The following is a 26,080-nucleotide window of genomic DNA, read 5'->3' on the forward strand; positions in this document are numbered from 1 at the left end:
GCCTGCGGGCGGCGCATTTATTGCTGCGTCGCTCCCTGTTGATCTGCCAATTCGAATCAAACAATTCCAACGGAGCACGTGGCAATGAACTGGACGCGCGAACAGAGAAACGTAACGATCGCCGCTTATCTGGGCTGGACACTCGACGCATTCGATTTCTTCCTGATGGTTTTCGTATTGAAAGACATCGCCGCCGAATTCAATACGAAAATCCCCGACGTCGCATTCGCCATTACGTTGACGCTGGCCATGCGCCCGCTCGGCGCGCTGATATTCGGACGCCTCGCCGACAAGTTCGGCCGCCGTCCAACGCTGATGATCAATATCGCGATCTATTCGATGCTGGAGCTTCTCTCCGGCCTCTCCCCCAACCTGATGACGCTGCTGATCCTGCGCGCGCTGTTCGGCATCGCGATGGGCGGCGAATGGGGCGTCGGTTCCGCGCTGACGATGGAAACCGTGCCGCCGTCCGCGCGCGGCTTCGTGTCCGGCCTGCTGCAGGCGGGCTATCCCAGCGGCTACCTGCTGGCCTCGATTGTTTTCGGGGTGCTGTATCAGTTTGTCGGCTGGCGCGGCATGTTCTTCGTCGGCGTGATTCCCGCCCTGCTCGTGCTTTACATCCGCGCGCATGTTCCCGAGTCCCCCGCGTGGCGCGCGATGGAGAAGCGCCCGCGCCCGAGCCTCATTGCCACGCTCAAGCGGAACTGGACATTGTCGCTCTATGCAATCGTGCTGATGACCGCGTTCAACTTCTTCTCGCACGGCACGCAGGATCTCTATCCGACCTTCCTGCGCGAACAACATCATTTCGATCCGCACACCGTGTCGGTCATCACCATCGTGCTCAACATCGGCGCGATTGTCGGCGGGTTGTTCTTCGGGTCGCTGTCCGAGAAGATCGGGCGGCGTCTGGCGATCTTCATCGCCGCGCTGATCGCGTTGCCGGTGCTGTACCTCTGGGCGTTCTCGACGACACCGGTCATGCTGGCGATCGGCGCGTTCCTCATGCAGATCTCCGTGCAGGGCGCGTGGGGCGTGATTCCCGTGCATTTGAACGAAATCTCCCCCGACGAGATTCGCGCAACCTTCCCCGGACTCGTCTACCAGCTCGGCAACCTGCTGGCCGCCGTCAATGCGACGATGCAGGCTGAGATCGCGACATCGCACGGCAACAACTACGGCATGGCCATGGCGATTGTCGCGGGCGTGGTCGCGGTGGTGATCGCGGGGCTCATCTTCTTCAGCCGCGAACGCAGGGGTATCGACATGACGCGATCAGCGGAGAGCGCGGGCGCCGGCAGCTAGACGCTGTGCGCAACGCGCGACCGTAAAGGCGCGCGGACCGCATCCGCGCACCGCGCCCGCCCTCCCACCACTGCTATGCCTTGATCTCGCCCTTGAGCGCGAGCATCCGCAGGCTCTCGAACGCGCTGGCGTCCGGCGGATGGCCGGCGCATGCCTCCCGCTCGCGTCGCAGGCGGTTCAGGATGCGCTCGGGCACGCCGAGTTCCTGGCAGATCGCAGCCGGCGGGATGGCCTGCTCCAGACAGACCAGACCGATGAACCTCCCGACGGACGTCAGGCGTCCGCCAGGATCCCGATACAACGAGAAGCCGCTGTCGCAGCCGGCGGCCTGGATTGTCGCGATCAGCGATTCGTCCAGCGGCACGCGCAGGTAGCGGCATGCACCGTTCATCCCGAAGAAAATATAGAGCACGTAGCCCTGCATGCAGGCCCAGTCCGGAAACGTGGCTTCAACCGGAACAGCGCCTATGTTTAGCCTCTCCAAGTGATCCAGATTATTCGAGTTCAACTATGCTCCTCCAACCACGTGCACGTGCAGGTGGTCGCAACTAGAAGCACTCCGAGTTGTGACTGGCTGTGGTGAACTCCGGCAAGATGAATCCACAGCGCCCTTTTGATCCCCGCTCCGCGCGGGGATCGATATCGACCGGTGGCACACCGGCCTTCCAGGCCATGCGCAGGACCGAACCCACCCATTCTTGCTCGCCCGGTCCCAACTCGAAACGCGAAATTTCCCCATTTTGAGTTTTTCAGAGTTATCGCAGCAGGAGCGGCATAGCTCCCGATCAAGCCTCTGCCTGACCGCTGGCCTCCAGGCCGTTCATCTGTTTAGAGGCACGCATCAAGACGTACGGCACATGACGTGCTGCGTCAATGACATGGACAGCCTCGCGCTCGAGGCTTCGGGTCTGGGAGGCCGTGATGCTGGCTCTGTACGTCGTCATCTTCCTGCTGCTTGCCGGCGCGCTGGCGTTCTGCCGGGCACCCGCGCTTGCGTGGCTCGCGGCACTCGCACTCTGGGTCGGCGCGGGCCCCTTGACCGGCGTGACGGGAATGGCGGCAGCGGCATTGCTGGCCATCGTCTTCGTGCTGCCCGCAGTGCTGCTGGCGATCCGCCCGCTGCGCCGCGCGTTGCTCAGCCGGCGCGTGTTCGCCCTGTTCCGCCGCATCCTGCCGGAGATGTCCTCGACCGAGCGCGACGCCATCGAAGCCGGCACGGTCTGGTGGGACGCCGAGCTGTTCTCCGGACGCCCGCACTGGGATGCGTTGCTCGCGCACGGCGCGCCGACGCTCACGCCGGAGGAACGCAGTTTCATCGACAACGAATGCGCGCGGCTGTGCGAGCTCGCCAACGACTGGGACACCACAGCGGTCTGGCAGGACCTGTCGCCGCAGGCATGGCGGTACGTGAAGGAGCAAGGCTTCCTCGGCATGATCATTCCGAAGCGCTACGGCGGAAAGGCCTTCTCGGCGTATGCGCATTCGCAGGTCATCATGAAGCTGTCGACGCACTCATCGGCGGCCGCCGTCTCCGTGATGGTCCCGAACTCGCTCGGTCCCGCCGAACTGCTGCTGCACTACGGCACCGAGGAACAGAAGAACCACTATCTGCCGCGGCTCGCGCGCGGGGAAGAGATTCCCTGCTTCGCGCTGACGAGCCCCTACGCCGGCTCCGATGCAGCCGCGATTCCCGATGTCGGCATCGTGTGCCGTGGGCTGCACGAAGGACGCGAGACGCTCGGTTTCCGCGTCACCTGGAACAAGCGCTACATCACGTTAGGCCCGATCGCCACCGTGCTCGGCCTCGCGTTCCGCGCGCTCGACCCGGAGCATCTGCTCGGCCCCGACGACGCGCCCGGCATCACCTGCGCGCTGATCCCGACGCGTCATCCGGGCGTGCATATCGGCCGGCGCCACTGGCCGTTGAACGCGGTCTTCCAGAACGGCCCGAACTGGGGCACCGACGTCTTCATCCCCCTCGACTGGGTCATCGGCGGCCGCGCGCAAGTGGGCCGCGGCTGGCGCATGTTGATGGAATGCTTGGCCGCGGGCCGGGCGATCTCGCTGCCGTCGTCGAATGTCGGCATGGCCAAGCTCGCGGTGCGCGGCACCGGCGCGTACGCAGCGGCGCGGCGCCAGTTCCGCACGCCGGTTGGACGCTTCGAGGGCATCCAGGAAGCGCTCGGCCGCATGGGCGGCAATCTCTACGTCATGGACGCCGCGCGCCGCCTGTCGGCGCAGGCGGTGGATCTCGGCGAAAAACCGTCGGTCATCTCCGCGATCGCGAAATTCCACATCACCGAGCGCGCCCGCAAGGTCATCAACGACGGCATGGACGTCGTCGCGGGCAAGGGCATCTGCATGGGGCCGTCGAACTTCCTGGCGCGCGCCTACCAGCAGATGCCGATCTCGATCACCGTCGAAGGCGCGAACATCCTGACGCGCTGCCTGATCATCTTCGGCCAGGGGGCGATCCGCTGCCATCCCTACGTGCTCAAGGAAATGGCCGCGGCGCGCGAGGCCGATCACGCACGTGCGCTGCACGCGTTCGACGACGCCTTCTTCGGCCACGCGAGCTTCCTCGCGTCCAACGCGCTGCGCAGTCTGGTGTACGCGTGCGGCGGCGGCGCGCTGATCCGCCGGCCGGCGCGTGCCGATGCGCGTCTCGCGCCGTACTATCGCGCGGCGACCCGGCTGTCGACCGCCTTCGCGTTGTGCGCCGATGTCTCCATGCTCGTGCTGGGCGGCGAACTGAAGCGGCGCGAGCGTCTGTCCGCGCGGCTGGGCGACATCCTGTCGCAACTCTATCTCGTCTCCGCGACGCTCAAGCGTTTCGAGGACGAGGGCCGTCAGGAAAGCGACCTGCCGCTGGTGCGCTGGGGCGTCGAGGACGCGCTGCATCAGGCGTGCATGGCGTTCGACGGCCTGCTCGCCAACACGCCCAACCGCCCCGCTGCCGTGTTGCTGCGTACGCTGGCGTTCCCGTTCGGCCTGCCGCACGGACCCTGCGCCGATGCCCTCGGCAACGAAGTCGCGCGCCTGCTGCAAACGCCGGGCGAGGCGCGCGAGCGGCTGGTCGCGGGTGCGCACGTTTCGCCGAACGAGCACGATCCGATCGCGCGCGGCGAGAAACTGCTGGCGCTGACGCCCGCTGTCGCCGCCCTCGAAACCCGTCTGCGAGATGCCGTGAAAGCCGGCCAGATTGCCCCGCTGCCGCAGAGCCCGGACGCCGTCGAGGAGTGGGCGCGGAACACCGAGGCGCGCGGCCTCATCGATGCGGGCGAGCGGCGTCTGCTGGCCGAATGGGCCGTCCATGCGCGCGAAGCCGTGAAAGTCGATGATTTTTCCGCAGACTTCGGTATCCTCGAAGCATTGCAGAAACGTCGCGAGGCGCTCGAACAGCAGGCGCCCGAGACGATCGCCTGAACTGCGGCCCGTGCCCGTCGATCCTGGAGACCTCCTCCGCGCCGCCCGACGACCGAACGCCAATCGATGAAAGACCGCTACCTCGACTTCGTCAATTCGCCTTTCGGCACGAGCATTGCCCGCTCGCTCGGGCTGCCGCGTCCCTCCATGCTGCGCCGCCTCCGCCCCGGTGAGCCCGAATTCCACGGCCTCGCTGCAATTGGCGCGGGGCCGTCGCCCGCTCTCTTCGACGCCCTGATGAACGTGCTCGCCGCGCTCGGCATGACGGGCGTCGCGCACGCTAGCGCGGCCGGCTGGCTGCCGGTCGCCGCACGCCACGGCGCGATGAGCGGACGCTTCGAGCCGCGCCCAAGCGGCGCGCACGACAATGACCGCGTGCAGGCTCTGATCTTCGACGCGACCGGCATCGAGGACAGCGGTCAGCTTCACGCGCCGTATGCCTTCTTCCACGACGCGCTGCGCTCGCTTGCGAGAAGCGGACGTATCGTCGTGCTGGGGCGGCCGCCCGGGACCTGCGCGAGCGTCGCCGCCGCCACCGCGCAACATGCGCTGGAAGGCCTGGTGCGCTCGCTCGGCAAGGAGGCGCGCAACGGCATCACGTCGAACCTGCTGCGCGTGGCCGAAGGTGCGGACCTCGAAGCCGCGCTGCGCTTCTTTCTCTCGCCGCGCTCTGCTTATGTGTCGGGACAGGTGGTCACGCTCGAGACATCGTCCAACCCTTCCGTCGCACCTGTCGACTGGAGCCAACCGCTTGCGGGCCGGCGCGCGCTGGTGACGGGCGCGGCGCGCGGCATCGGCGCGGCGATCGCGGCGGTGCTGGCCGGACATGGCGCGATCGTCACCGGGCTCGATGTCGAAGCCGCCCGCGACGCGCTCGACCAGACCATGCTGTCGATCGAGGACGCATCGCCCTCGGGCGGCGCCCATGCGGCGCTCATCGCGGACATCGCCGCGCCCGAAGCGCCCGCGGCCATCGCCGCCGCGCTGCGGGCAGCGGGCGGCATCGATATCGTCGTGCACAACGCGGGCATCACGCGCGACAAGACCATCGCGCGCATGAGCGCGGAACTGTGGGACAGCGTGATCGACGTCAACCTGCTGGCGCAGGCGCGCATCGACGAGGCGCTGCTCGCCGGGAACGTCCTGCAGCACGGCGGACGCATCGTCGCGGTGTCGTCGATCAGCGGCATCGCGGGCAATCGCGGCCAGACCAACTACGCGACCTCGAAAGCCGGCGTGATCGGCCGCGTGCATGCGCTGGCGCCGCACCTTCGCGCGCGCGGCATCACGATCAACGCCGTGGCGCCGGGCTTCATCGAAACGCACATGACCGCGCGCATGCCGTTCGGCGTGCGCGAGGCGGGCCGGCGGCTCAACTCGATGGGCCAAGGCGGCCTGCCCGTCGATGTCGCCGAGACCGTCGCCTGGCTCGCGAGCCCGGGCAGCGCGGGCACCACGGGCAACGTGGTGCGCGTGTGCGGCCAGAGCCTGATCGGCGCGTGAGGAGCCCGCCCGCCATGCACGCACCGACCCTGCCGCGCGCCCGCACCGTCGTCGTCGAGAGCTTGCCGCCGCCCGCCCGGCTCTACGGCCGCGCGCTGCCGGGGTTGTTCCGGCGCGGCCACGCGCCGCAACTGCCCGCCATCCGGCTGGTGCGGCCCGACGTCAAACTCGACCCCGAGGCCATCGGCCGTTATGCGCGCGTCTGCGGCTTCATTCCCGAGCAGGGCGTGCCGCTCACCTTTCCGCACGTGCTGGCGTTTCCGCTGCATCTGATGATGCTGACCGATCCGTCGTTTCCGTGGTCCGCGCTCGGCGTCGTGCATCTCTCGAATCGCGTGCACCTGCGCCGTCCGCTGATGGCGGGACAGGCGCTGCGCATCGAAGTCGAATGCGGGCCGCTGATGCCGCATCAGAAAGGTCAGGCCTTCACGCTGCACACACGCATTTTTCGGCGCGGCGAAGCCGTCTGGGATGGCGACAGCGTCTACCTGAAGCGCGGCGCGCGTAGCGCGAGCGCCCCTGATGCGCCGGATGCGGTCGCGGCAGTCGCCCGCCCGCTGCTTGCACGCGAGGCGCGCTGGCAACTGCCGCCGCAACTGGGCCGCGACTACGCGAAAGCATCCGGCGACTTCAATCCGATCCATCTGCACATGCTGACGGCGAAGGCGTTCGGCTTTCCGCGCGCGATCGCGCACGGCATGTGGACGCTGGCGCGCACGCTCGCGGCGTTGCATCCGGTCAAGGCGCTGGCGGCCGGCCACGCGCACGGCGATTTCAAGACGCCGCTGTACCTGCCCGGCGAAGCGACGCTGTGGAGCGCGGCGCCCTCGTCCGTCGCACGCGATTTCGAAGTGCGCGATATCGCAGGCGACGTTCCGCACCTGCGCGGCCACTTCGAATGGGAGCTGCCATGAATGCCGTGCGCCGTGTCGCGATCATCGGCAGCAACCGGATTCCGTTTGCGCGCGCGAACACGGCATATGCGAACGCGTCGAATCAGGACATGCTGAGCTTCGCGCTGCAAGGGCTCGTCGATCGCTTCGACCTGCACGGCATGCGCGCAGGCGAAGTAGCCGCGGGTGCCGTCGTCAAGCATTCGCGCGACTTCAACCTGACGCGCGAGGCAGCGCTCTCGACCACGCTCGCGCGGGAAACGCCCGCCTACGACGTGCAGCAGGCCTGCGGCACCGGCCTCGAAACGGCGATCCTGGTCGCCAACAAGATCGCCCTCGGGCAGATCGAGATGGGCATCGCGGGCGGTGTCGATACGGCCTCCGACGCGCCCATCGCCGTGAACGAACGGATGCGGCGGATCCTGCTCGAAGCGCATCGCGGGCGTTCGGCGGCACAGCGCGTCGGCGCACTCGCGAAGCTTCGGCCCGGCATGTTCTTCAAGCCGCAATTGCCGCGCAACGCGGAGCCGCGCACCGGACTCTCGATGGGCGAGCACTGCGAGCTGATGGCCAAGCGCTGGAAGATTTCGCGCGAGGCCCAGGACGCGCTCGCACTGGAAAGCCACATGAAGCTGGCCGCTGCCTATGCGCGCGGATTCTTCAACGACCTGATGACGCCCTACAAGGGACTCACGCAGGACAACACGCTGCGGCCCGACCTGTCGTCCGACCGGCTCGCGCAACTGAAGCCTGTCTTCGACCGCGACGCCGGCACGCTCACCGCGGGCAATTCGACGCCGCTCACCGACGGCGCCTCGGCGGTGCTGCTCGCGTCCGAGCAATGGGCCGCGGAGCGCGGGCTGCCGGTGCAGGCGTTCCTGAGCTTTTCGGCGACGGCGGCCGTCGATTTCTTCGACCAGCGCGAAGGCCTGCTGATGGCGCCCGCCTACGCAGTGCCGACGATGCTGGTGCGCGCCGGCCTCACGCTGCAGGACTTCGACTTCTACGAGATTCACGAAGCCTTCGCCGCGCAAGTGCTGTCTACGCTCGCCGCATGGGAAGACGACGAATACTGCCGCACCGCGCTGGGCCTGGACGGCCCGCTGGGCGCGCTTCCGCGCGAGCGTCTCAACGTAAACGGCGGCTCGCTTGCGACCGGCCATCCGTTCGCGGCGACGGGCGGACGCATCGTGGGCACGCTCGCGAAGATGCTGGCCCACGCGCCGCCGCGTGCCGATGGCCAGCCGCTGCGCGGCCTGATCTCGATTTGCGCGGCGGGCGGCCAGGGCATCGTGGCGATACTGGAGCGTTGAGCGGCACGCAGCAGAAGCACCAGCAGCAGTAAAAATAAAAGGCGCGGCGGGTCAGGCGCGCCAACGGAGACACGCATGAGCCCGGGACACGCAGGGCCGCGCGCGGCGTTCGAGCCGCACGCGACGGACGGCATCTGGTACGCGTCGTATCCGCCGGACGTGGCGCGCGAGATCGATCCCGAACGCTATCGCTCGCTCGCGCATTTCTTCGACGACTGCGTCGCGCGCTTTCGCGATCACATCGCCTTCGTGAGCCTCGGCTCCGAGATGAGCTTCGCGACCCTCGGCGCGCACGCGCATGCGTTCGCGTCGTATCTGCAAGGCATCGGCGTGAAGCCCGGCGATCGCGTCGCGCTGATGATGCCCAATACCCTCGCCTATCCCGTCACGCTCTTCGGCACGCTGCTCGCGGGCGCAATCGTCGTCAACGTCAATCCGCTCTATACCGTGCGCGAGCTCGGTCATCAACTGAAGGACAGCGGCGCGCAAACGGTCGTCGTGTTCGAGAACTTCGCGAAGACCGTGCAGGACGCGCAGCCGGGGATGCGCGTGCGCAATGTCGTCGTGACCGGCATCGGCGATCTGCTCGGCGGCGGCCTCAATCTCAAGGGCCGCGTGCTCGATCTCATCCTCCGGCATGTCAGGAAACAGGTGCCCGCCTACGTCCTGCCCGATGCCGTGCGCCTGCCGCAGGCGCTCGCGCGCGGCACGCGGCGCCGCTTCGAACCCGTGCGCGTGGGTCTCGGCGACATCGCGTTCATCCAGTACACGGGCGGCACCACCGGCACCGCGAAGGGCGCGATGCTCACGCATCGCAACGTGATCGCCAACCTGCTGCAGGCACTCGGCTGGGCGCGCAGCCGGCTCGTCGACGGGCGCGAGATCGTCGTCACGCCCTTGCCGCTCTATCACATCTATTCGCTGACGGTGAACGCGCTGACCTTCCTCGCAATCGGCGCGCGCAACGTGCTGATCGTCAATCCGCGCGACCTGCATGCGCTGATGCGCGCGCTGCGGCACGAAGACTTCACGGCCATTACCGCGCTCAATACGCTCTACAGCGCGCTGCTCGACAACGACGAGTTTCGCCGCCGTGACTTCTCCTCGCTCAAGCTCGCGATGGCCGGCGGCATGGCGACGCAGCGCACCGTGGCCGCGCGCTTCAAGGAACTGACGGGACAGACGCTCATCGAAGGCTATGGCCTGACCGAATGCGCGCCGCTCGTCTGCGCCACGCCGCTCGATGCGCACGGCAGTCATGCATTCGACGGCACCATCGGGCTGCCGGTGGCCTCCACGCTCGTGCGTCTGCGCCGCGAGGACGGCATGTGGGCGGCAGTCGATGAAGCGGGTGAACTCTGCGTGCACGGCCCGCAGGTGATGAAAGGCTACTGGAACCGGCCGGAAGACACCGCGAAAGTCATCGACGCCGACGGCTGGCTCGCCACCGGCGATATCGGCGTGATGGATGCGCGCGGCTTCATCCGTCTCATCGACCGCAAGAAGGACATGATGATCGTGTCGGGCTTCAACGTGTATCCGAACGAGATCGAGGACGTGCTCGCCGCGCATCCGAAGGTGCGCGCGGTGGCGGCGGTCGGCGTGCCGGACCCGGTGACCGGCGAACGCGTGAAGGTGTTCGTCGTGAAGCGCGATGCATCGCTGACGATGGAAGAACTGGTGAAGTTCGCCCGTTTACACCTGACCGGCTACAAGGTGCCCGCCTTCGTCGAGTTCCGCGACGCGCTGCCGCAGACGACCATCGGCAAGGTGTTGCGGCGCGAATTGCGCGAAAGCAACGCACCGACGAACCCGCCGGACTGATCATCGGAGAGAACCTGATGCCGCACACGCGACGCCGTGGCGCTTCGACCTTGCGAAACGCCTGCGCCGCGCTTCAGGCGTGTGCGATTTTCGCGGGCGCAACCGTGCCCTCGCTTGCCTATGCCCAACTGCCTGAGGCGCCGCCAGTTGCGTCCGCCGCGCTGCCCGCGAATCTCGACGCAGCCGCGCAAGCACAGTGGCTCGCGCAGGCGGCATCGACCGGCGCACTCGCGAGGCTCGACGATGCCCAGCTCGTCGCGTTGTTCCGCGCGCTCGATCCGGGCGCGCTGCCGCGCTATCTGGAGCAAGGCTTGAGCGCCTTCGCGTCCTACGAGTTCACGATGGTGCGGCGCGAGCGCATCAAGGGCGTGTGGCCGAAGCGCGCCGATCACATGCTCGTGCGGGTGACGCGCGAACCGTTGCGCATCTATGCGCGCTGGCTGCCCGACGGCGCGCACGCGGGCCAGGAAATCATCTATGACGACTCGAAACGTCCCGACCAGCTCTACGGCCATCTGGGCGGCTTCCTGGGCGTGCTGCCGATCTGGACTTCGGTGAACGGCGCGCTCGCGCGTTCGCAGTCGAACCATTCGATCCGCGAACTGGGCGTCGAGGCGATCACCCGGCGTTTCATCGACGAGGGGCAGCGCTTTGCGGAAGCGGGCATCACGCAGCCGGCGGATATCGAAGTGAAGACCGTGCGCGGCGTGCGCGTGGTGGCGCTCACCTACGAAACGCCGACCGGTCAGCCGGCGTTCTATGCGAAAAAGGAAGTGCTCGGCCTCGATCTCGAGCGCCCGTTCTTCCGCTCGCTCGAATCCTTCGACAACGACGGCGAAATTTTTGAAAGCGTGGTGTTCGAGCGCGTCGAGCCCATGACGTTCGACGACCTCACGTTCGACCCGAAAAACCCCGACTATCGCTTCTGAGCGCGACGCTTGCGAGGCGGCGCAATGTTCGCGCGAGACGTGACATTCACTGTAACAACTGCGGCGGTCATGGAGCGCGATTTTTAAGTCTCGCCTAAGTGTCGGCCGATAACCTGCGCGCATTCCATCGACATCAAAGCACGCGCTACACCCCGGTATCGCCAGGGCCAAGGCGCCGCACATCGTCATGCACACTTGAGGAAATACAATGAACTTCGTCCGTCCGGCTTCGGCTCCCGTGCGAGCCATCAAGCGGCTCCTCAGCCATCACGAAATCGCCACGCTGCTCCTGCTGCTGCACGCGCCCATCGATGTCATGGCGGCCACGCCCGATGTCGCCTCGCTGCAGGAATACGGCTATGTCGAGATCGTGTCGCCGGACGCGAGCGGTCCCAAGGTGCGCCTGACCGAAAACGGCAACGCTGTCCTGCGCGGCCTGGGCGTCAAGTAAGCCCGTTGTATCAGGGACGCGAAGGCCCCGTCATGCGAACTCTGCAATAATCGGTCGATCTCTTTCACCATCGACCAGGAGTGATTCGCGATGTCCGCCTCTTCGCCCATCTTGCAACGCGTGCTCATCACCAACGACGACGGCATCGACGCCCCCGGACTGGCCGTCCTCGAGGCCGTGGCGTCCGAACTCGGGCACGAGGTCTGGGTGGTCGCGCCGGAGCACGACCAGAGCGGCACCTCGCATTCCATCAGCCTGCATTCGCCGCTGCGCGTGTCGCGCCGGAGCGAGCGGCGCTTCGGCGTGCAGGGCACGCCCGGCGACTGTGTCGTGATGGCCGCGCGCCACCTCATGAAGGACGCGCCGCCCACGCTCGTGCTGTCCGGCATCAATCGCGGCGCGAACCTCGGTGTGGAGACGATGTTCTCGGGCACCGTGGGCGCCGCGATGACGGGCTTGCTGCTCGGCTTGCCTTCCATTGCGCTCAGCCAGACCTTTCGCGATCGCGACAACGTCCGCTGGGACACGGCGCGCATGCTCGCGCCCGGCGTGATCCGGCAGTTGCTGGCGATCTCGCACGACGCGCCCACCTGCCTGAACGTCAACTTCCCCGACTGCGATGCCTCCGCCGCCGGACCGCTCACGGTCACGCGCCAGGGCGTGGGTCTGGTCGAGGGCATCGACGTGGTCGCCGAGGTGGATCCGCGTGGCATCGACTATCACTGGCTGCGCTTCCAGCGCGGCCCGCGTCCGAATTCGCCCGACAGCGAGACCGCGGTAGTGGGTTCCGGGCGTGTCGCGGTGACGCCGCTGCACTTCGATCGCACTGACGAGCGCACCTTCGCCACGCTTCAGGCGGGACTGGCGTGCAAGGGCTAAGGCGCACCCGCGCGAGGGCGACTAGAAGCTTCCCTCTCGAATCCGCGAGTCGCTTTCCCGTATGCTGAGCCGGTCCGGCGGCGGCATGCGCGTGCCCGGCCGGCCACAATCAAAATCAGAACAAGGAGGCAACATGAGCCGTTTCATCAGTCCGCGCGGCGTGCGTCCCCTGCTCGGCATGCTGTGCGCGATGCTGGCCGCCAGCGCGTTTGCGCAGAACGCCACGCCGGTCGGCACCTGGCAAACCATCGACGATCAAAGCGGCAAGCCGAAGGCGATCATCCAGATTGTCGACGAAGGCAACGGCCAGCTGTCCGGCAAGGTAGTGCGCGGCATCGGCGAATTCGATCAACCGGACAAGCGCTGCACCGCCTGCACCGACGAGCGCCGCGATCAGCTGATCAAGGGCATGACGATCATCACGGGCATGCGTCAGGACGGCGACACGTGGGACGGCGGCCATATCCTCGATCCCGAGAACGGCAAGCTGTACAAGTGCAAGATGAAGCTCGACGACAACGGCCAGAAACTGGTGGTGCGCGGGTTCATCGGCGTGTCGCTGCTGGGTCGTTCACAGACCTGGCTGCGGCAGCAGTAAAGCCGACGGGCGGCGGGCTCAAGCCGCCTGCCGTTCCGCCACTTCGGCCTGCACCTCTTCGAGCACACACGAAGCCGTGTGTTCGAATTCCGCGGGCACGCGCATGCGCGACATCATCAGCGTGTACAGCGACTCACCCGATGGCCCGAACAACTGCGTCATCACGCGCAACAGCACACCTGATTCATACCAGGCCTTGAAACGCCGATGACACGTCTGATACGACGGGTACTTGCGCGGCAACGTGGACCACGACGCGCCGCTGTACATCACCCACAACACGCCATTGAGCACCGCGCGCGTATTGGCGAGCGGCCGGCCACGCAACTCCGAGCGCGGCCGTAGTTCGGGGAGCAGCGGCGCCACCATCTGCCATTCATCGTCGGACATATCGCGGTAGGGCTTCACGTTCATCTCTCCAATCGCTGACTGATAACCGGGATCGACAATACCGAGTCCCTGCCAGCCCGCACATCAGAGTGATCCGAATCTTGAAAATGCCCTCTAGCCTTACGCCGTTTGGACGGTCGTCCTTCGCCTGTTCTCTTATTAATTGAATGTAATATCCGCGACCCGGCGTGGCGCTTCGAGGTATTCCTTCGACTGCATTTCGACGATCCGCGAAACAGTGCGCGTGAATTCGTTCGCCATAGGTCCTTCGACGTAAAGCTCCTCCGCAGGCACCGCGGCGGACATCAGCAGCTTGACCTTGTGGTCATAGAACACGTCGATGAGCCAGGTGAAGCGGCGCGCTTCCGAGGCCATGCGCGGACTCATTTGCGGAACGTCGGACAGGATCACCGCGTGGAACCGGTTCGCCAGTTCGAGGTAGTCGTTCTGCGAGCGCGGACCGCCGCACAGCGTCGCGAAGTCGAACCAGACGACACCATCCGCGCGACGCAGCGCCTTGATCTCGCGCTTCTCGATGTGCAGGATCGGACTTTCGTCGGGCACCGCCGCGAGCTTCGCGAAGTCGGCGCGCAGCGCCTCGCTCGCCGCCGCGCCGAGCGGCGTGTGATACGCCTTCACCTGCGACAGCGTGCGCTTGCGGTAGTCGGTGCCAGCATCGACGTTGAGCACGTCGAGATGCTCCTTGAGCAACTCGATGGCCGGCAGCAGGCGGTCGCGATGCAGCCCTTCCGGGTACAGCGTGTCCGGCTCGTAGTTGGACGTCATCACGAACTGCACGCCCGCCTTGAAGAGGCGGTCCAGCAGGCGATAAAGGATCATCGCGTCGGCGATGTCGGACACGTGGAACTCGTCGAAGCAGATCAGCCGATAGCGCTTCGCAATGCGTTTCGCGACTTCGTCGAGCGGATCGGCCTGGCCTTTCAGCTCTTCCAGCTGGCGATGCACCTCGCGCATGAACTCGTGAAAATGCAGGCGCGTCTTGCGCTGCACCGGCACGACCGCATAGAAGCTGTCCATCAGGAAGCTCTTGCCGCGCCCGACGCCACCCCACAGATACGCGCCGCGCGGCAACTCCGGGCGCACCAGGAACTTCTTCAGCGCGTTCGAGCGGCGCGCCTTGTAGGCGACCCATTCGTCATAGCAGCGTTGCAGGCGCGCGACCGCCGCGAGCTGGGCCTCGTCCGATTGATAACCCCGCGTGCGCAGTTCGTTTTCGTAGTATTCGGTGACGTTCATGATGCCGCGTCTGTGCGTCGATGACGTTGAAAATGACGAAGGCGAGCGGTTTGATCCGCTCGCCTTCGTTGCGATGCCTTGCGTATTGCCCGAAGCCGAGCTGCTTACATGTTCAGCGCGCGCTTGTCGACGGCGAGCGCCGCTTCACGCATCACTTCCGACAGCGACGGATGCGGATGGCAGATCCGGCCGATGTCTTCCGAGGCTGCCTTGAACTCCATCGCCACGACCGCTTCCGCGATCAGGTCCGACGCGTCCGCCGCAATCACGTGCACGCCGAGGATCTCGTCGGTCTTCGCGTCCGCGATCATCTTGACGAAGCCTTCCGCACGGCCAATACCCAGCGCGCGGCCGTTGGCCATCATCGGGAACTGGCCGGTCTTGATCTCGCGGCCTTCGGCCTTGAGCTGCTGTTCCGTCTTGCCGACCCACGCAATTTCCGGTTCCGTGTAGATGACCCACGGCACGCAGTTGTAGTCGATATGCGGCTTCTGACCGTCGATGATCTCCGCCACCGCCACGCCTTCGTCTTCCGCCTTGTGCGCGAGCATCGGGCCGCGCACCACGTCGCCGATCGCGTAGACGCCCGGCACGCTGGTCGCGCAGTGATCGTCCACGTCGATGAAGCCGCGCTCGTTGGCCTTCAGGCCGATGGCTTCCAGACCGAGGTTGTCGGTATTCGGCACGCGACCGATCGACACGATCAGGCGATCCGCTTCCAGCTCTTTCGCATTGCCCGCGTTGTCCGTGTAGGCGATCGACACGCCCGCGTCCGACGTCTTCACTTCGCCGATCTTCACGCCGAGGTGAATGTCGAGACCCTGCTTCTTGAACTGCTTGGCGGCTTCCTTCGCCAGCGCTTCGTCTGCTGCGCCAAGGAACTGCGGCAGTGCTTCGAGCACCGTCACGTCCGCGCCCAGGCGGCGCCACACCGAACCGAGTTCCAGACCGATCACGCCCGCGCCGATCACGGCGAGCTTCTTCGGCACGGCGTCGAACGACAGCGCGCCTTCGTTGTCGGCGACGATCTTGTTGTCGACCGGAATGTTCGGCAGATGACGCGCCTTCGAACCCGTCGCGATGATCACGTTCTTTGCCGTGACGACTTCCGTCTCGCCTTCGCCCGACACTTCGATCTGCACGCCGGCGTCGTTCTTGCCGGTGAACTTGCCATGGCCCTTGAGCCAGGTGATCTTGTTCTTGCGGAACAGGAATTCGATGCCCTTGGTCATCTTCTCGACGATGCCGTCCTTGCGGGCGAGCATCTTCGAAACATCGAGCTTCACGTCCGACACGGTGATGCCGTGATCGGCCAGATGCTTCGACGTGTTTTCGAACTCCTCCGACGACGCCAGCAGCGCCTTCGACGGAATGCAGCCCACGTTGAGGCAGGTGCCACCGAGCTTCAATGCGCCCGCCGGGTTCTTCCACTTCTCGATACACGCAACCGTCTTGCCGAGTTGCGCTGCGCGAATCGCCGCGATATAGCCGCCCGGGCCCGCGCCGATCACGACGACATCAAATTCCTTGGACATGACTTTCCTTGATCGTGACTCCGCTCTTGCGGAGACGCCTTTCCAAAGGCGCGCGCGAGCCTATCGCGCGCGCCCGAAGGCACTGGGTTCTTACAGGTCCAGCAGCAGACGGGCCGGATCTTCCAGCGCGTCCTTCATCGCGACCAGCGACAGCACGGCTTCGCGGCCGTCGATGATGCGGTGGTCGTACGACATGGCGAGATAGTTCATCGGACGGATGACGATCTGGCCGTTCTCCACGACCGCGCGTTCCTTCGTCGCGTGCACGCCGAGAATGGCCGACTGCGGCGGGTTGATGATCGGTGTCGAGAGCATGGAGCCGAACACGCCGCCGTTCGAGATGGAGAACGTGCCGCCCGTCATTTCCTCGATGGACAGCTTGCCGTCCTTGGCCTTCTGGCCGAATTCGGCGATCTTCTTCTCGATGTCGGCGAGGCTCATCTGGTCGGCATTGCGCAGGATGGGCACCACCAGGCCGCGCGGCGAACCGACCGCGATACCGATGTCGAAGTAGCCGTGATAGACGATGTCGTTACCGTCGATCGACGCGTTCACGAGCGGGAACTTCTTCAGCGCGTGCACGGCAGCCTTCACGAAGAACGACATGAAGCCGAGCTTCACGCCGTGTTCCTTTTCGAAGCGGTCCTTGTACTTGTTGCGCAGCTCCATGACCGGCGCCATGTTGACTTCGTTGAACGTCGTCAGGATGGCGTTGGTCTGCTGCGACTCGAGCAGACGCTCGGCGATACGCGCGCGCAGACGCGACATCGGCACGCGTTGTTCCGGACGGTCCTTGAGCCACTGGTCGGCCGAACCGGGTGCGCTGACTTGCGGCAGAGCCGGCTTCGCGGCCTTTGCAGGCGCCGCAGCGGGAGCCGGAGCGGCAGCCTTCGCAGCGGGTGCGCCCGCTTGTGCGGCGAGTGCGTCGCCCTTCGTGATGCGGCCGTCGCGGCCCGAGCCCGACACCTGATCCGCCGACACGCCCTTCTCGGCCAGGATCTTGGTCGCAGCCGGCGATGCGGCGCCGCCCGTCGATGCGCCGGCGGCAGCAGCCGGAGCCGATGCCGTGGCGGCAGCCGGTTCGGCTTGCGGCGCGGGCTTCACTTCGGCGTCGCCGGCAGCGGCGGCGGCGGGTGCTTCGCCGGCCTTCGCTTCGGTGTCGATCTTCGCGATGATTTCGTCGGCGGTGACGATGTCGCCGTCATGCTTGATCACTTGCGCGAGCACGCCGGCCGACGGCGCGGGCACTTCGAGCACGACCTTGTCGGTCTCGATTTCGATGAGGATTTCGTCCTGGGCGACAGCCTCGCCCGGCTTCTTCTTCCACTGCAGCATGGTGGCTTCCGAGACCGACTCGGAAAGCTGGGGAACCTTGACTTCTACGATAGCCATTTCTGTATTGTCCTGATGCGTGTTCGTGTGTGTTCGAGCGAAGAACCGGCGAGCGTGCGCTCAGCCGGTTCCTTCAAGCGATGCTTACTTCGCGATGACCTGCGCGCCCTTCAGGCGGCCGAACGCGCCTTCCACGAGCGCCTTCTGCTGCTCGTAGTGCTTCGCGTAGTAGCCGACCGCGGGCGAGGCCGAAGCCGGACGGCCGCTGTAGGCGAGCTTCATGCCTTCGCGCATGCCTTCGCGCAGATGGTGCTCGATGTAGAACCAGGCGCCCTGGTTCTGCGGCTCGTCCTGCACCCACACGACTTCCGTCGCGTTCTCGTACTTCTTGAGTTCCGCGTCGAACTGCTTGTGCGCGAACGGATACAGCTGTTCGATCCGGACGATCGCGACGTCGTTCGCCTTCGCTTCACGGCGATGCGCGACGATGTCGTAATACACGCGGCCCGAGCAGCAGACCACGCGCTTGACCTTCTTCGGCTCGATGCTCTCGTCCACTTCGCCGATGACCGGCTGGAACGAACCCTTCGCCAGTTCCGACAGGTCCGACACCGCTTCCTTGTGACGCAGCAGCGACTTCGGCGTGGCGATGATCAGCGGCTTGCGGAACAGGCGGATCATCTGACGGCGCAGCAAGTGGAAGATCTGTGCCGGCGTCGTGGGCTGGACCACTTGCATGTTGTGGTCCGCGCACAGTTGCAGGAAGCGCTCGATACGCGCCGACGAGTGCTCCGGACCCTGGCCTTCATAGCCGTGCGGCAGCAGCATCGTGAGGCCCGAGACACGGCCCCACTTCACTTCGCCCGACGAGATGAACTGGTCGATCACGACCTGCGCGCCGTTCACGAAGTCGCCGAACTGCGCTTCCCACGCGACGAACGTGTTCGGCTCGGCGGTCGAATAGCCATACTCGAAGCCGAGCACGGCTTCTTCGGACAGCACGGAGTCGATCACCGTGAACTTGGCCTGGCCTTCCGCGATGTTCTGCAGCGGAATGTACGTGCCGTCGTTCCAGCGCTCGCGGTTCTGGTCGTGCAGCACCGCGTGACGGTGCGTGAAGGTGCCGCGGCCCGAGTCCTGGCCGGTCAGACGCACGGCGTAACCCGATGCCACCAGCGACGCGAACGCGAGATGCTCGCCCATGCCCCAGTCGAGCTTGGCTTCGCCGAGCCCCATGGCACGGCGGTCGTTGATGACACGCTCGACCAGCGGGTGAACCTTGAAGTTTTCCGGAATCGTCGTGATGCGCTCGGCCAGACGCTTGAGTTCAGCGAGCGGCACGGCGGTGTCGGCCGCGTCGGTCCACTTGCGGTTCAGGAACGGCACCCAGTCCACCGCGTACTTGCTCTTGTAGTTCGAGAGCACCGGATCCACCGTGTGATGGCCTTCGTCCATCGCCTGGCGGTATTCCTTGACGAAGTTGTCCGCGTCCGCTGCCGTGATGACGCCTTGCTGCACCAGCTTCTCGGCGTAGACCGCGCGCGTGCCCGGATGCTTCGCGATGGTCTTGTACATCAGCGGCTGCGTGACCGCCGGCGTGTCCTGCTCGTTGTGACCCAGCTTGCGGAAGCAGATGATGTCGACGACCACGTCCTTGTGGAACTTCATGCGGAAGTCGATGGCCAGCTGCGTAGCCAGCACGACCGCTTCCGGGTCGTCGCCGTTCACGTGCAGCACCGGCGCTTCGATCATCTTGACCACGTCCGAGCAATACAGCGTGGAGCGCGCATCGCGCGGGTCCGACGTCGTGAAGCCGATCTGGTTGTTGATGACGATATGCAGCGTGCCGTGCGTGCCATAGCCGCGCGTCTGCGCGAGGTTCAGCGTTTCCATCACGACGCCCTGGCCGGCGAATGCGGCGTCGCCGTGCACTTGCACCGGCAGCACCTGCAGGCCTTCGTCGTCGCCGCGGCGGTCCATACGGGCCTTCGCCGAACCTTCGACCACCGGGTTCACGATTTCCAGGTGCGACGGGTTGAATGCGAGCGACAGGTGGACCGGGCCGCCTTCGGTGGAGACGTCCGACGAGAAGCCCTTGTGGTACTTCACGTCGCCGGCCGGCAAGTCATCGACGTGCTTGCCTTCGAATTCGGCGAACAGGTCCGCCGGCATCTTGCCGAGCGTGTTGACCAGCACGTTCAGACGGCCGCGGTGAGCCATGGCGATGACGATTTCCTGCACGCCGCTCTTGCCGCCGTGACGCACGACTTCGTCCATCGACGCGATGAAGCTCTCGCCGCCTTCCAGCGAGAAGCGCTTCTGGCCAACGTACTTGGTGTGCAGGAAGCGCTCGAGGCCTTCGGCGGCCGTCAGGCGGTTCAGGATGTGCTTCTTCTTGTCGTTCGAGAAGTTGGGCGTGGAGCGGATGGACTCCAGCTTTTCCTTCCACCAGCGCTTCTGTTCCGGGTCGCTGATGTACATGTACTCGGCGCCGATCGTGCCGCAGTACGTGTCGCGCAACGCCTTGACGATGTCGCGCAGCGAAGCCTGCTCGAAACCGAAGTACAGGTTGGTCGCGTTGAACACCTGGTCCATGTCGGCTTCGGTGAAGTCGTAGAAACCGGGTTCGAGTTCGGGAATGGCGGGACGCTCGCGGCGCTTGAGCGGGTCGAGATTGGCCCACTGCGAACCGAGGAAGCGATAGGCGCCGATCAGCGACTGGACGTAGACCTGCTTGCGCGCAGTGGTGAGGTCGCCGGTGCTGGCGCTTTCGCGCGGCAGGAAGGCATTGGCCTTCGCGCGCTGGGCGAAGGATTCGACGATGGGGCCGTGAGCCACGTCGTTGTGCGCCGTGCCGTCGGAGGCGGGCACGTTCTGCAACGCGTCGAAATAGGCGCGCCAGGTCTCGGGCACTGACGCAGGATTATCGAGATATTGCTCGTACAACTCTTCGACGTACGGAGCATTACCGCCGAACAGATAAGAGTTCGACTGGAATTGCTTCATCATTTTACGCTCACCTTTCTTCGAGTTTCTCGAGGAAGTGCGGGTTACAAAACCTTCCGCGCCACGGCCTGACCGTTTAGCGGATTGCGCGAATCAAGTCTGCTTGGAAGGACCTAATAGCACTAGCTAATCTGAGAAGCATAGCACAGAACACCATTGCTCTGAAGTTCAGGAAGCCCGCAAACGCTTGTCCCATGCCGACGACCGGGATTGCAAGCGGCACTTTGCCGTCGCGCGCCGCGGGTTTCGACGCACGCTGAAGCGCGCGGCGCGGTATCCGATTGACACCGCGACCGACCTCACGCTTTGCACACTGCATTACCCGAGCGAACTACGTCGCGACGGGTCGGAACGCGGCAAGGATCGGACATTCCGAACCGTGGCGCTTTCGGATCGCAACCCAACGCACGCAATGTGCTTCAGGAGTGAATATGCTATCCAGCTTCAATTTTTCAAACGCTTCGTCCCAGTCTTATCAGGGCATGTCGGGCGCGCCTCTCGCGCCGCGGGTCGTCACTACCCGATCGAGTACCACGCAGTCGTCTTCCGACACCGGCAGCAACTACTCGACCTCGTCCTCCTCGTCGGTCAGCGCGCCGCCGACTCCTTATCCATTGACGCCGACCGCTTTCTACGGCTCGGACTCAAACACGGACGAGTTCTCGTCGATGATGAACGACCCGAATGTGGTGGCCCAGATGCGGGACGCAGCGGTGGACCGGGCGGGGCAGATTCTCGCGGCACAGGGCGCGCAGCAGGTCGCACCGCAGATCGTGCAGCCGCAGATCGTTCAACCGCAGATCGTTCAACCGCAGATCGTCCAGCCGCAGGACACGCAGGCTCAGGCTCCCGCCGAGCAGCAAACCCAGGGACCGCTGACGGCAGCGCTCCATGATGTGGCGAACTTCGGACAACACGTCCTGCAAACTGTTCTCCAGCCCCTTGCCGGTCTTGCTGATCTGGTGAAATAACCCGCCGTGCGATAGCTCAGGCAAGAAGCGATTGCCCAGGCTTCGCGCCTGAGACAAAAAAACCCGGCGGTGCACGACGCACCGCCGGGTTTTTCATGACTCGCCACACGCCGCAAACCGCGACGCGCGTCCTGTTACTCAGCGTTGGCTTCGCGGCTGGCGCGGCGACGCTCGTGTTCCTTCAAGTGACGCTTGCGCAGACGGATGTTCTGCGGCGTGACTTCGACCAGCTCGTCATCGTCGATGAATTCGACCGCGTACTCCAGCGACATCGAGATGGGCGGCACGAGGCGCACGGCTTCGTCGGTGCCCGAGGCGCGCACGTTGGTCAGCTGCTTGCCCTTGATCGGGTTCACGACGAGGTCGTTGTCGCGGCTGTGGATGCCGATGATCATGCCTTCATACAGCGCATCGCCCGGCGACACGAACATGCGGCCGCGATCCTGCAGCTTCCACAGTGCATAGGCGACAGCCGCGCCGTCGTCCTGCGAGATCAGCACGCCGTTGCGGCGCTCGCCCACCGAGCCTTCCTTCACGGGCGCATACGAATCGAACGTGTGGCTCATCAGGCCCGTGCCGCGCGTGAGCGTCAGGAACTCGCTCTGGAAACCGATCAGGCCGCGCGCCGAAATCTTGTACTCGAGACGCGTGCGGCCGCGGCCGTCCGACGTCATGTCGAGCATTTCGCCCTTGCGACGGCCCAGCTCTTCCATCACGCCGCCCTGATGCTGGTCTTCGATATCCACCGTCAGGTTTTCATACGGCTCGCACTTCACGCCGTCGATCTCCTGCAGCACCACGCGCGGACGCGACACCGCGAGCTCATAGCCTTCACGGCGCATGTTCTCGACCAGAATTGTCAGGTGCAGTTCGCCGCGGCCCGACACTTCGAACGTGGTTTCGTCGCCGGTGTCCTTCACGCGCAGCGCGACGTTGTGATTCAGTTCCTTCGTCAGACGGTCGCGAATCTGGCGGCTCGTCACGAACTTGCCTTCCTTGCCCGCGAGCGGCGACGAGTTCACGAGGAAGTTCATCGTCAGCGTGGGTTCGTCGACGGTGATCATCGGCAGCGCGTCGGGCTGTTCCGGCGAGCAGATGGTCACGCCAATGCCGATTTCCTCGATGCCGTTGATCAGCACGATGTCGCCGGCCTGCGCTTCCTCGACCTGCACGCGCTCGAGGCCGTGGAACGACAGCACCTGGTTGATCTTGCGGTTGAGGATCGCGCCGTCCGGACCCGAACGCACCGCCACCTGCATGCCGGGGCGGATGCGGCCGCGCGCCACGCGGCCCACGCCGATGCGGCCCACATACGAGTTGTAGTCAAGCGAGGTGATCTGGAGTTGCAGCGGGCCGTCCGGATCGGCCGGACGGACGGGAACGTGCTGAAGAATGGCTTCGAACAGCGGGCGCATCGTGCCTTCGCGCACTTCCGGATCCAGGCCGGCGTAGCCGTTCAGGCCCGACGCGTAGACGACCGGGAAGTCGAGCTGTTCTTCGGTGGCGCCGAGCTTGTCGAACAGGTCGAAGGTCTGGTTGATCACCCAGTCGATACGCGCGCCCGGACGGTCCACCTTGTTGATCACGACGATCGGCTTCAGGCCGAGCGCGAGCGCCTTCTTCGTGACGAAACGCGTCTGGGGCATCGGGCCTTCGACGGCGTCGACCAGCAGCAGCACGGAATCGACCATCGACAGCACGCGCTCCACTTCACCGCCGAAGTCCGCGTGTCCCGGCGTGTCGACGATATTGATGTGCGTGCCTTCGTATTCGACGGCGCAATTCTTGGCCAGAATCGTGATGCCGCGTTCCTTTTCGATGTCGTTCGAGTCCATGACCCGCTCGGCGACCTGCTGGTTTTCCCGGAATGTGCCCGACTGGCGGAGCAACTGGTCGACGAGCGTGGTCTTGCCGTGGTCGACGTGGGCAATGATGGCGATATTGCGGAGGGCGCGAGTCATATAGAGGTATCTTGGTTGTGCGCCGTCGAGCGAATCCCGAATCCCGTTCAAGGGATAGGCGAGACTTCTGTGCCCGGCAGCCCCTCAAGAACCGTCATGCAAGCATGACTTCGCGGGCTCGGCGCGGTGAGAACCGTAAATTATAGCACGCACAAATGTCGTTTCCTCGCAATAGGACGCAACCCGGGACGCAACCCGGGACGCAACCCGGGCCCGTTTGCCTGCCGCGCCCGCATGGCTGCCCCGCCACCTGAAGTCCCCACGACTGTTAAGCCTTTTCCGAAAACATTCTTGCAGCCCGGGAGACGCTTACTTATAATCCTGCCTAGTCAACTATTGCAAGCGCACCAAGTTTTCTCATGAGCGACGCCCCGAAATCCACCGCGATCAGCGAATACGTGCTCAACGAGAGCGTCGGGTATCTGATCGGCCGCGTGCGCTCGACCATGTGGAACATGGTCACGCAGCACACCACTTCCGAACTCAACATCACCGGCACGCAGGCCAGCATTCTCTTCATGCTGGCGGTCGGCAAGTGCGTGACGGCCGCCGATATCGCCCGCGAGTACGGCATCGACGCCAGCGCGGTCACGCGTCTGATCGACCGGCTGGAGAAGCGCGGACTGCTGTCGCGGGTACGCAGCGAGGAGGACCGGCGCGTCGTGCGGCTCGCGCTGACCGACGAAGGCCACGCCACCGCCGAGCGGGTGCCGGCCATCTTTACACGCGTGCTCGATCACCTGCTTACCGGCTTCACACCCGAGGAAGCGGGCTTCCTGAAAAGCATGCTCCGGCGCATCCTCGCGAACTCGTGCGACCCGTCGGTGGCCGGCCTGGCCTGCGCCACCGACCGCGCTTCCAGTTCCTTGCGATGACAAGCAAATTGCCGATCGCCAGCTTGCAAAATGATTGCAATGTCCATTATTGATGTTCATCTCGAGAGACGGGAAATGAAACACCTCTCCTTGTCCGCGCTTCGCTCCGGAGCCCGGCCGCTCAGCCGCGCCAGAAGCGCCGCCGTGGCTGCGGCGGCCGCCTTCATGGTGGCGGGTTGCGCGAACTACGCCGGCATTTCCAGCGACAAGACCATCGCCACGCCCGACAATTTCGCGGCCACCGAAAGCGTGCCCGGCCAGGGCGGCCAGTGGCCGACGCTCGACTGGGCCCGACAGTTCGGCGATCCGCAACTGCCGCAGCTGATCGACGAAGCGCTCGCCGACAGCCCGACCATCGCGCAGGCGCAGTCGCGTATTGCCAAAGCGTCTTCGTACATCGAAACCTCGCGCTCGGCGCTGTATCCGAAGGTCAACGGCTCCTATTCGTGGACCCGCGAACTCTATTCGGGCAATGCACTCTTCCCGCCGCCCTACGGCGGCACCTGGTTCAGCGAAAACAACGTGCTGGCGAGCGCGTCGTGGGACCTCGACCTGTGGGGCAAGAACCGCGCACGGCTGAATCAGGCGGTCTCGCAGCAGAAGGCCGCCGAAGCCGACATGCAGCAGGCGCGCGTGACGCTCGCGGCATCGGTGGCGCGGACCTATAACCAGCTCGCGCTGCTCTACGCGCTGCGCGATGTCGCCGCGCGCGAGATCGCCAACCGCCAGGATGTCGGTCGCATTACCGACGGACGCGTTGCGGCCGGCATCGATACGAACGTCGAACGGCGCACCGCGGAAGGCAATGTCGCGACCAGCCAGACGAATCTCTCGGAACTGGACGGCCAGATCGAGACGGTGCGCTATCAGATCGCCGCGCTGCTCGGCAAGGGTCCGGACCGCGGCCTGCAGATCGCGAAACCCGCGCTCGATCAGAAAGTGGACGTGACCCTGCCCGACAACGTGCCCGCCGATCTCGTCGCGCGCCGCCCGGATATCGTCGCCGCGCGCTGGCAGGTGGAAGCCGCGACGCACAACATCAAGGAAGCGAAAGCCGAGTTCTTCCCGGACATCAATCTTGCGGCCGGCTTCGGCTTCGATGCGTTCGGCTGGGGCCGCTTCCTGCAATCGAGCAGCCGCCAGATCCAGGCGGGGCCGGCGGTGCATCTGCCGATCTTCGACGCCGGCGCCCTGCGCGCCCAATTGAAGGGCCGGTACGCCGACTTCGAAGGCGATGTCGCGAACTACAACCAGACGCTGATCAACGCGATGAACGATGTCGCCACCAACATCTCGGCCATCCGCTCGCTCAACAAGCAGACCGCCGATGCCCAGCGCGCGCTCGCAGCCGCGGAGAGCGCCTATCAGCTCGCCGTGATCCGCTACAAGGCGGGACTCTCGCCGCAGTTGCAGGTGCTGAACGCTGATTCGAACCGGCTCGCCAACGAGCAGACGTTGACCAACCTGCGCCTGAAGCGCACCGACTTGCAGATCGCGCTGATCAAGGCGCTCGGCGGCGGCTTCGACGCCACCAGCAGCAATCTCGCGATCGACGGCAGCGGGCAGCAGCAGGCAGCGAATCAGGCCACGGCGCCGGCGCAATAACGCGCACAAACAGAATACGCATCAGGA

Annotated in this window: 20 protein-coding genes; 13 read left to right on the forward strand and 7 right to left on the reverse strand. The window is 65.3% G+C overall.

Translation table 11 applies throughout. The annotated features are described in order from the left end of the window. Nucleotides 1-78: 78 nt before the first annotated feature. Entirely contained in the window at nucleotides 79-1,305 is a 1,227-nt protein-coding gene (locus QCE69_RS08230) for an MFS transporter (protein ID WP_309916702.1), read from the forward strand. Between the two features lie 73 nt (nucleotides 1,306-1,378). Here the strand turns inward: QCE69_RS08230 and QCE69_RS08235 are convergent, their stop codons facing one another. After that, entirely contained in the window at nucleotides 1,379-1,729 is a 351-nt protein-coding gene (locus QCE69_RS08235) for a hypothetical protein (protein ID WP_309930266.1), read from the reverse strand. A 497-nt stretch (nucleotides 1,730-2,226) separates the two neighbouring features. Here QCE69_RS08235 and QCE69_RS08240 point away from each other — a divergent pair, with 497 nt between their 5' ends. The 9 genes from QCE69_RS08240 (at nucleotide 2,227) to QCE69_RS08280 (ending at nucleotide 13,121) form a co-directional block, all read left to right on the forward strand. Continuing rightward, a complete protein-coding gene (locus QCE69_RS08240) occupies nucleotides 2,227-4,731 on the forward strand; it encodes an acyl-CoA dehydrogenase (RefSeq protein ID WP_409021175.1) in 2,505 nt (834 codons plus the stop codon). 66 nt (nucleotides 4,732-4,797) lie between these two features. Then, nucleotides 4,798-6,234, forward strand: a complete 1,437-nt coding sequence (locus QCE69_RS08245; RefSeq protein WP_309930267.1) for a 3-oxoacyl-ACP reductase — start codon at nucleotides 4,798-4,800, stop codon at nucleotides 6,232-6,234. 14 nt (nucleotides 6,235-6,248) lie between these two features. Then, nucleotides 6,249-7,148, forward strand: a complete 900-nt coding sequence (locus QCE69_RS08250) for a MaoC/PaaZ C-terminal domain-containing protein (RefSeq protein ID WP_309930268.1) — start codon at nucleotides 6,249-6,251, stop codon at nucleotides 7,146-7,148. Further along, a complete protein-coding gene (locus QCE69_RS08255) occupies nucleotides 7,145-8,440 on the forward strand; it encodes an acetyl-CoA C-acetyltransferase (protein WP_309930269.1) in 1,296 nt (431 codons plus the stop codon). The genes QCE69_RS08250 and QCE69_RS08255 overlap by 4 nt, the downstream gene beginning before the upstream one ends. Before the next feature lie 75 nt (nucleotides 8,441-8,515). Then, entirely contained in the window at nucleotides 8,516-10,264 is a 1,749-nt protein-coding gene (locus tag QCE69_RS08260) for an AMP-binding protein (RefSeq protein ID WP_309930271.1), read from the forward strand. 17 nt (nucleotides 10,265-10,281) lie between these two features. After that, entirely contained in the window at nucleotides 10,282-11,193 is a 912-nt protein-coding gene (locus QCE69_RS08265) for a DUF1571 domain-containing protein (protein WP_309916721.1), read from the forward strand. Nucleotides 11,194-11,401: 208 nt separating this feature from the next. After that, a complete protein-coding gene (locus QCE69_RS08270) occupies nucleotides 11,402-11,644 on the forward strand; it encodes a hypothetical protein (RefSeq protein WP_309916724.1) in 243 nt (80 codons plus the stop codon). 90 nt (nucleotides 11,645-11,734) lie between these two features. Then, nucleotides 11,735-12,523, forward strand: coding sequence for a 5'/3'-nucleotidase SurE (gene surE, locus QCE69_RS08275; RefSeq protein ID WP_309916727.1), 789 nt, complete (start codon nucleotides 11,735-11,737; stop codon nucleotides 12,521-12,523). Between the two features lie 178 nt (nucleotides 12,524-12,701). Further along, nucleotides 12,702-13,121, forward strand: coding sequence for a DUF2147 domain-containing protein (locus QCE69_RS08280; protein WP_309919746.1), 420 nt, complete (start codon nucleotides 12,702-12,704; stop codon nucleotides 13,119-13,121). An 18-nt stretch (nucleotides 13,122-13,139) separates the two neighbouring features. Here QCE69_RS08280 and QCE69_RS08285 read toward each other — a convergent pair whose 3' ends face one another. The 5 genes from QCE69_RS08285 to QCE69_RS08305 all read right to left on the reverse strand — a co-directional run bounded on the left by QCE69_RS08285 (nucleotide 13,140) and on the right by QCE69_RS08305 (nucleotide 20,644). After that, nucleotides 13,140-13,529 carry a transposase gene (locus tag QCE69_RS08285; protein WP_309916730.1) on the reverse strand — a complete coding sequence of 130 codons (390 nt, stop codon included), beginning with the start codon at nucleotides 13,527-13,529 and terminating at the stop codon, nucleotides 13,140-13,142. A gap of 141 nt (nucleotides 13,530-13,670) precedes the next feature. Continuing rightward, complete coding sequence (zapE, locus tag QCE69_RS08290) at nucleotides 13,671-14,768, reverse strand: cell division protein ZapE (RefSeq protein ID WP_309916733.1); 1,098 nt, start codon at nucleotides 14,766-14,768, stop codon at nucleotides 13,671-13,673. Nucleotides 14,769-14,872: 104 nt separating this feature from the next. Beyond that, nucleotides 14,873-16,303, reverse strand: a complete 1,431-nt coding sequence (gene lpdA, locus QCE69_RS08295) for a dihydrolipoyl dehydrogenase (protein WP_309916736.1) — start codon at nucleotides 16,301-16,303, stop codon at nucleotides 14,873-14,875. A 90-nt stretch (nucleotides 16,304-16,393) separates the two neighbouring features. Continuing rightward, a complete protein-coding gene (odhB, locus tag QCE69_RS08300; RefSeq protein ID WP_309916739.1) occupies nucleotides 16,394-17,695 on the reverse strand; it encodes a 2-oxoglutarate dehydrogenase complex dihydrolipoyllysine-residue succinyltransferase in 1,302 nt (433 codons plus the stop codon). Nucleotides 17,696-17,779: 84 nt separating this feature from the next. Next, a complete protein-coding gene (locus QCE69_RS08305) occupies nucleotides 17,780-20,644 on the reverse strand; it encodes a 2-oxoglutarate dehydrogenase E1 component (protein ID WP_309916743.1) in 2,865 nt (954 codons plus the stop codon). 428 nt (nucleotides 20,645-21,072) lie between these two features. Here QCE69_RS08305 and QCE69_RS08310 point away from each other — a divergent pair, with 428 nt between their 5' ends. Continuing rightward, the gene (locus tag QCE69_RS08310; RefSeq protein ID WP_309930273.1) at nucleotides 21,073-21,612 is read left to right on the forward strand and encodes a hypothetical protein; all 540 of its coding nucleotides are present in this window, start codon (nucleotides 21,073-21,075) and stop codon (nucleotides 21,610-21,612) included. Nucleotides 21,613-21,746: 134 nt separating this feature from the next. On the opposite strand, the gene typA is transcribed toward QCE69_RS08310, so the two are convergent. Further along, entirely contained in the window at nucleotides 21,747-23,573 is a 1,827-nt protein-coding gene (gene typA, locus QCE69_RS08315) for a translational GTPase TypA (RefSeq protein ID WP_309808573.1), read from the reverse strand. A gap of 359 nt (nucleotides 23,574-23,932) precedes the next feature. Between typA and QCE69_RS08320 the strand changes: the two genes are divergently transcribed. Both QCE69_RS08320 and QCE69_RS08325 read left to right on the forward strand, forming a co-directional pair. Further along, nucleotides 23,933-24,448: a MarR family transcriptional regulator gene (locus tag QCE69_RS08320; RefSeq protein WP_309930274.1), complete on the forward strand. Its 516-nt coding sequence runs from the start codon at nucleotides 23,933-23,935 to the stop codon at nucleotides 24,446-24,448. A gap of 75 nt (nucleotides 24,449-24,523) precedes the next feature. Continuing rightward, a complete protein-coding gene (locus tag QCE69_RS08325) occupies nucleotides 24,524-26,053 on the forward strand; it encodes an efflux transporter outer membrane subunit (protein WP_309930276.1) in 1,530 nt (509 codons plus the stop codon). Nucleotides 26,054-26,080: the final 27 nt, after the last annotated feature.

The sequence above is a fragment of the Caballeronia sp. LZ032 genome (assembly GCF_031451315.1).
Taxonomy (GTDB): Bacteria; Pseudomonadota; Gammaproteobacteria; order Burkholderiales; family Burkholderiaceae; genus Caballeronia.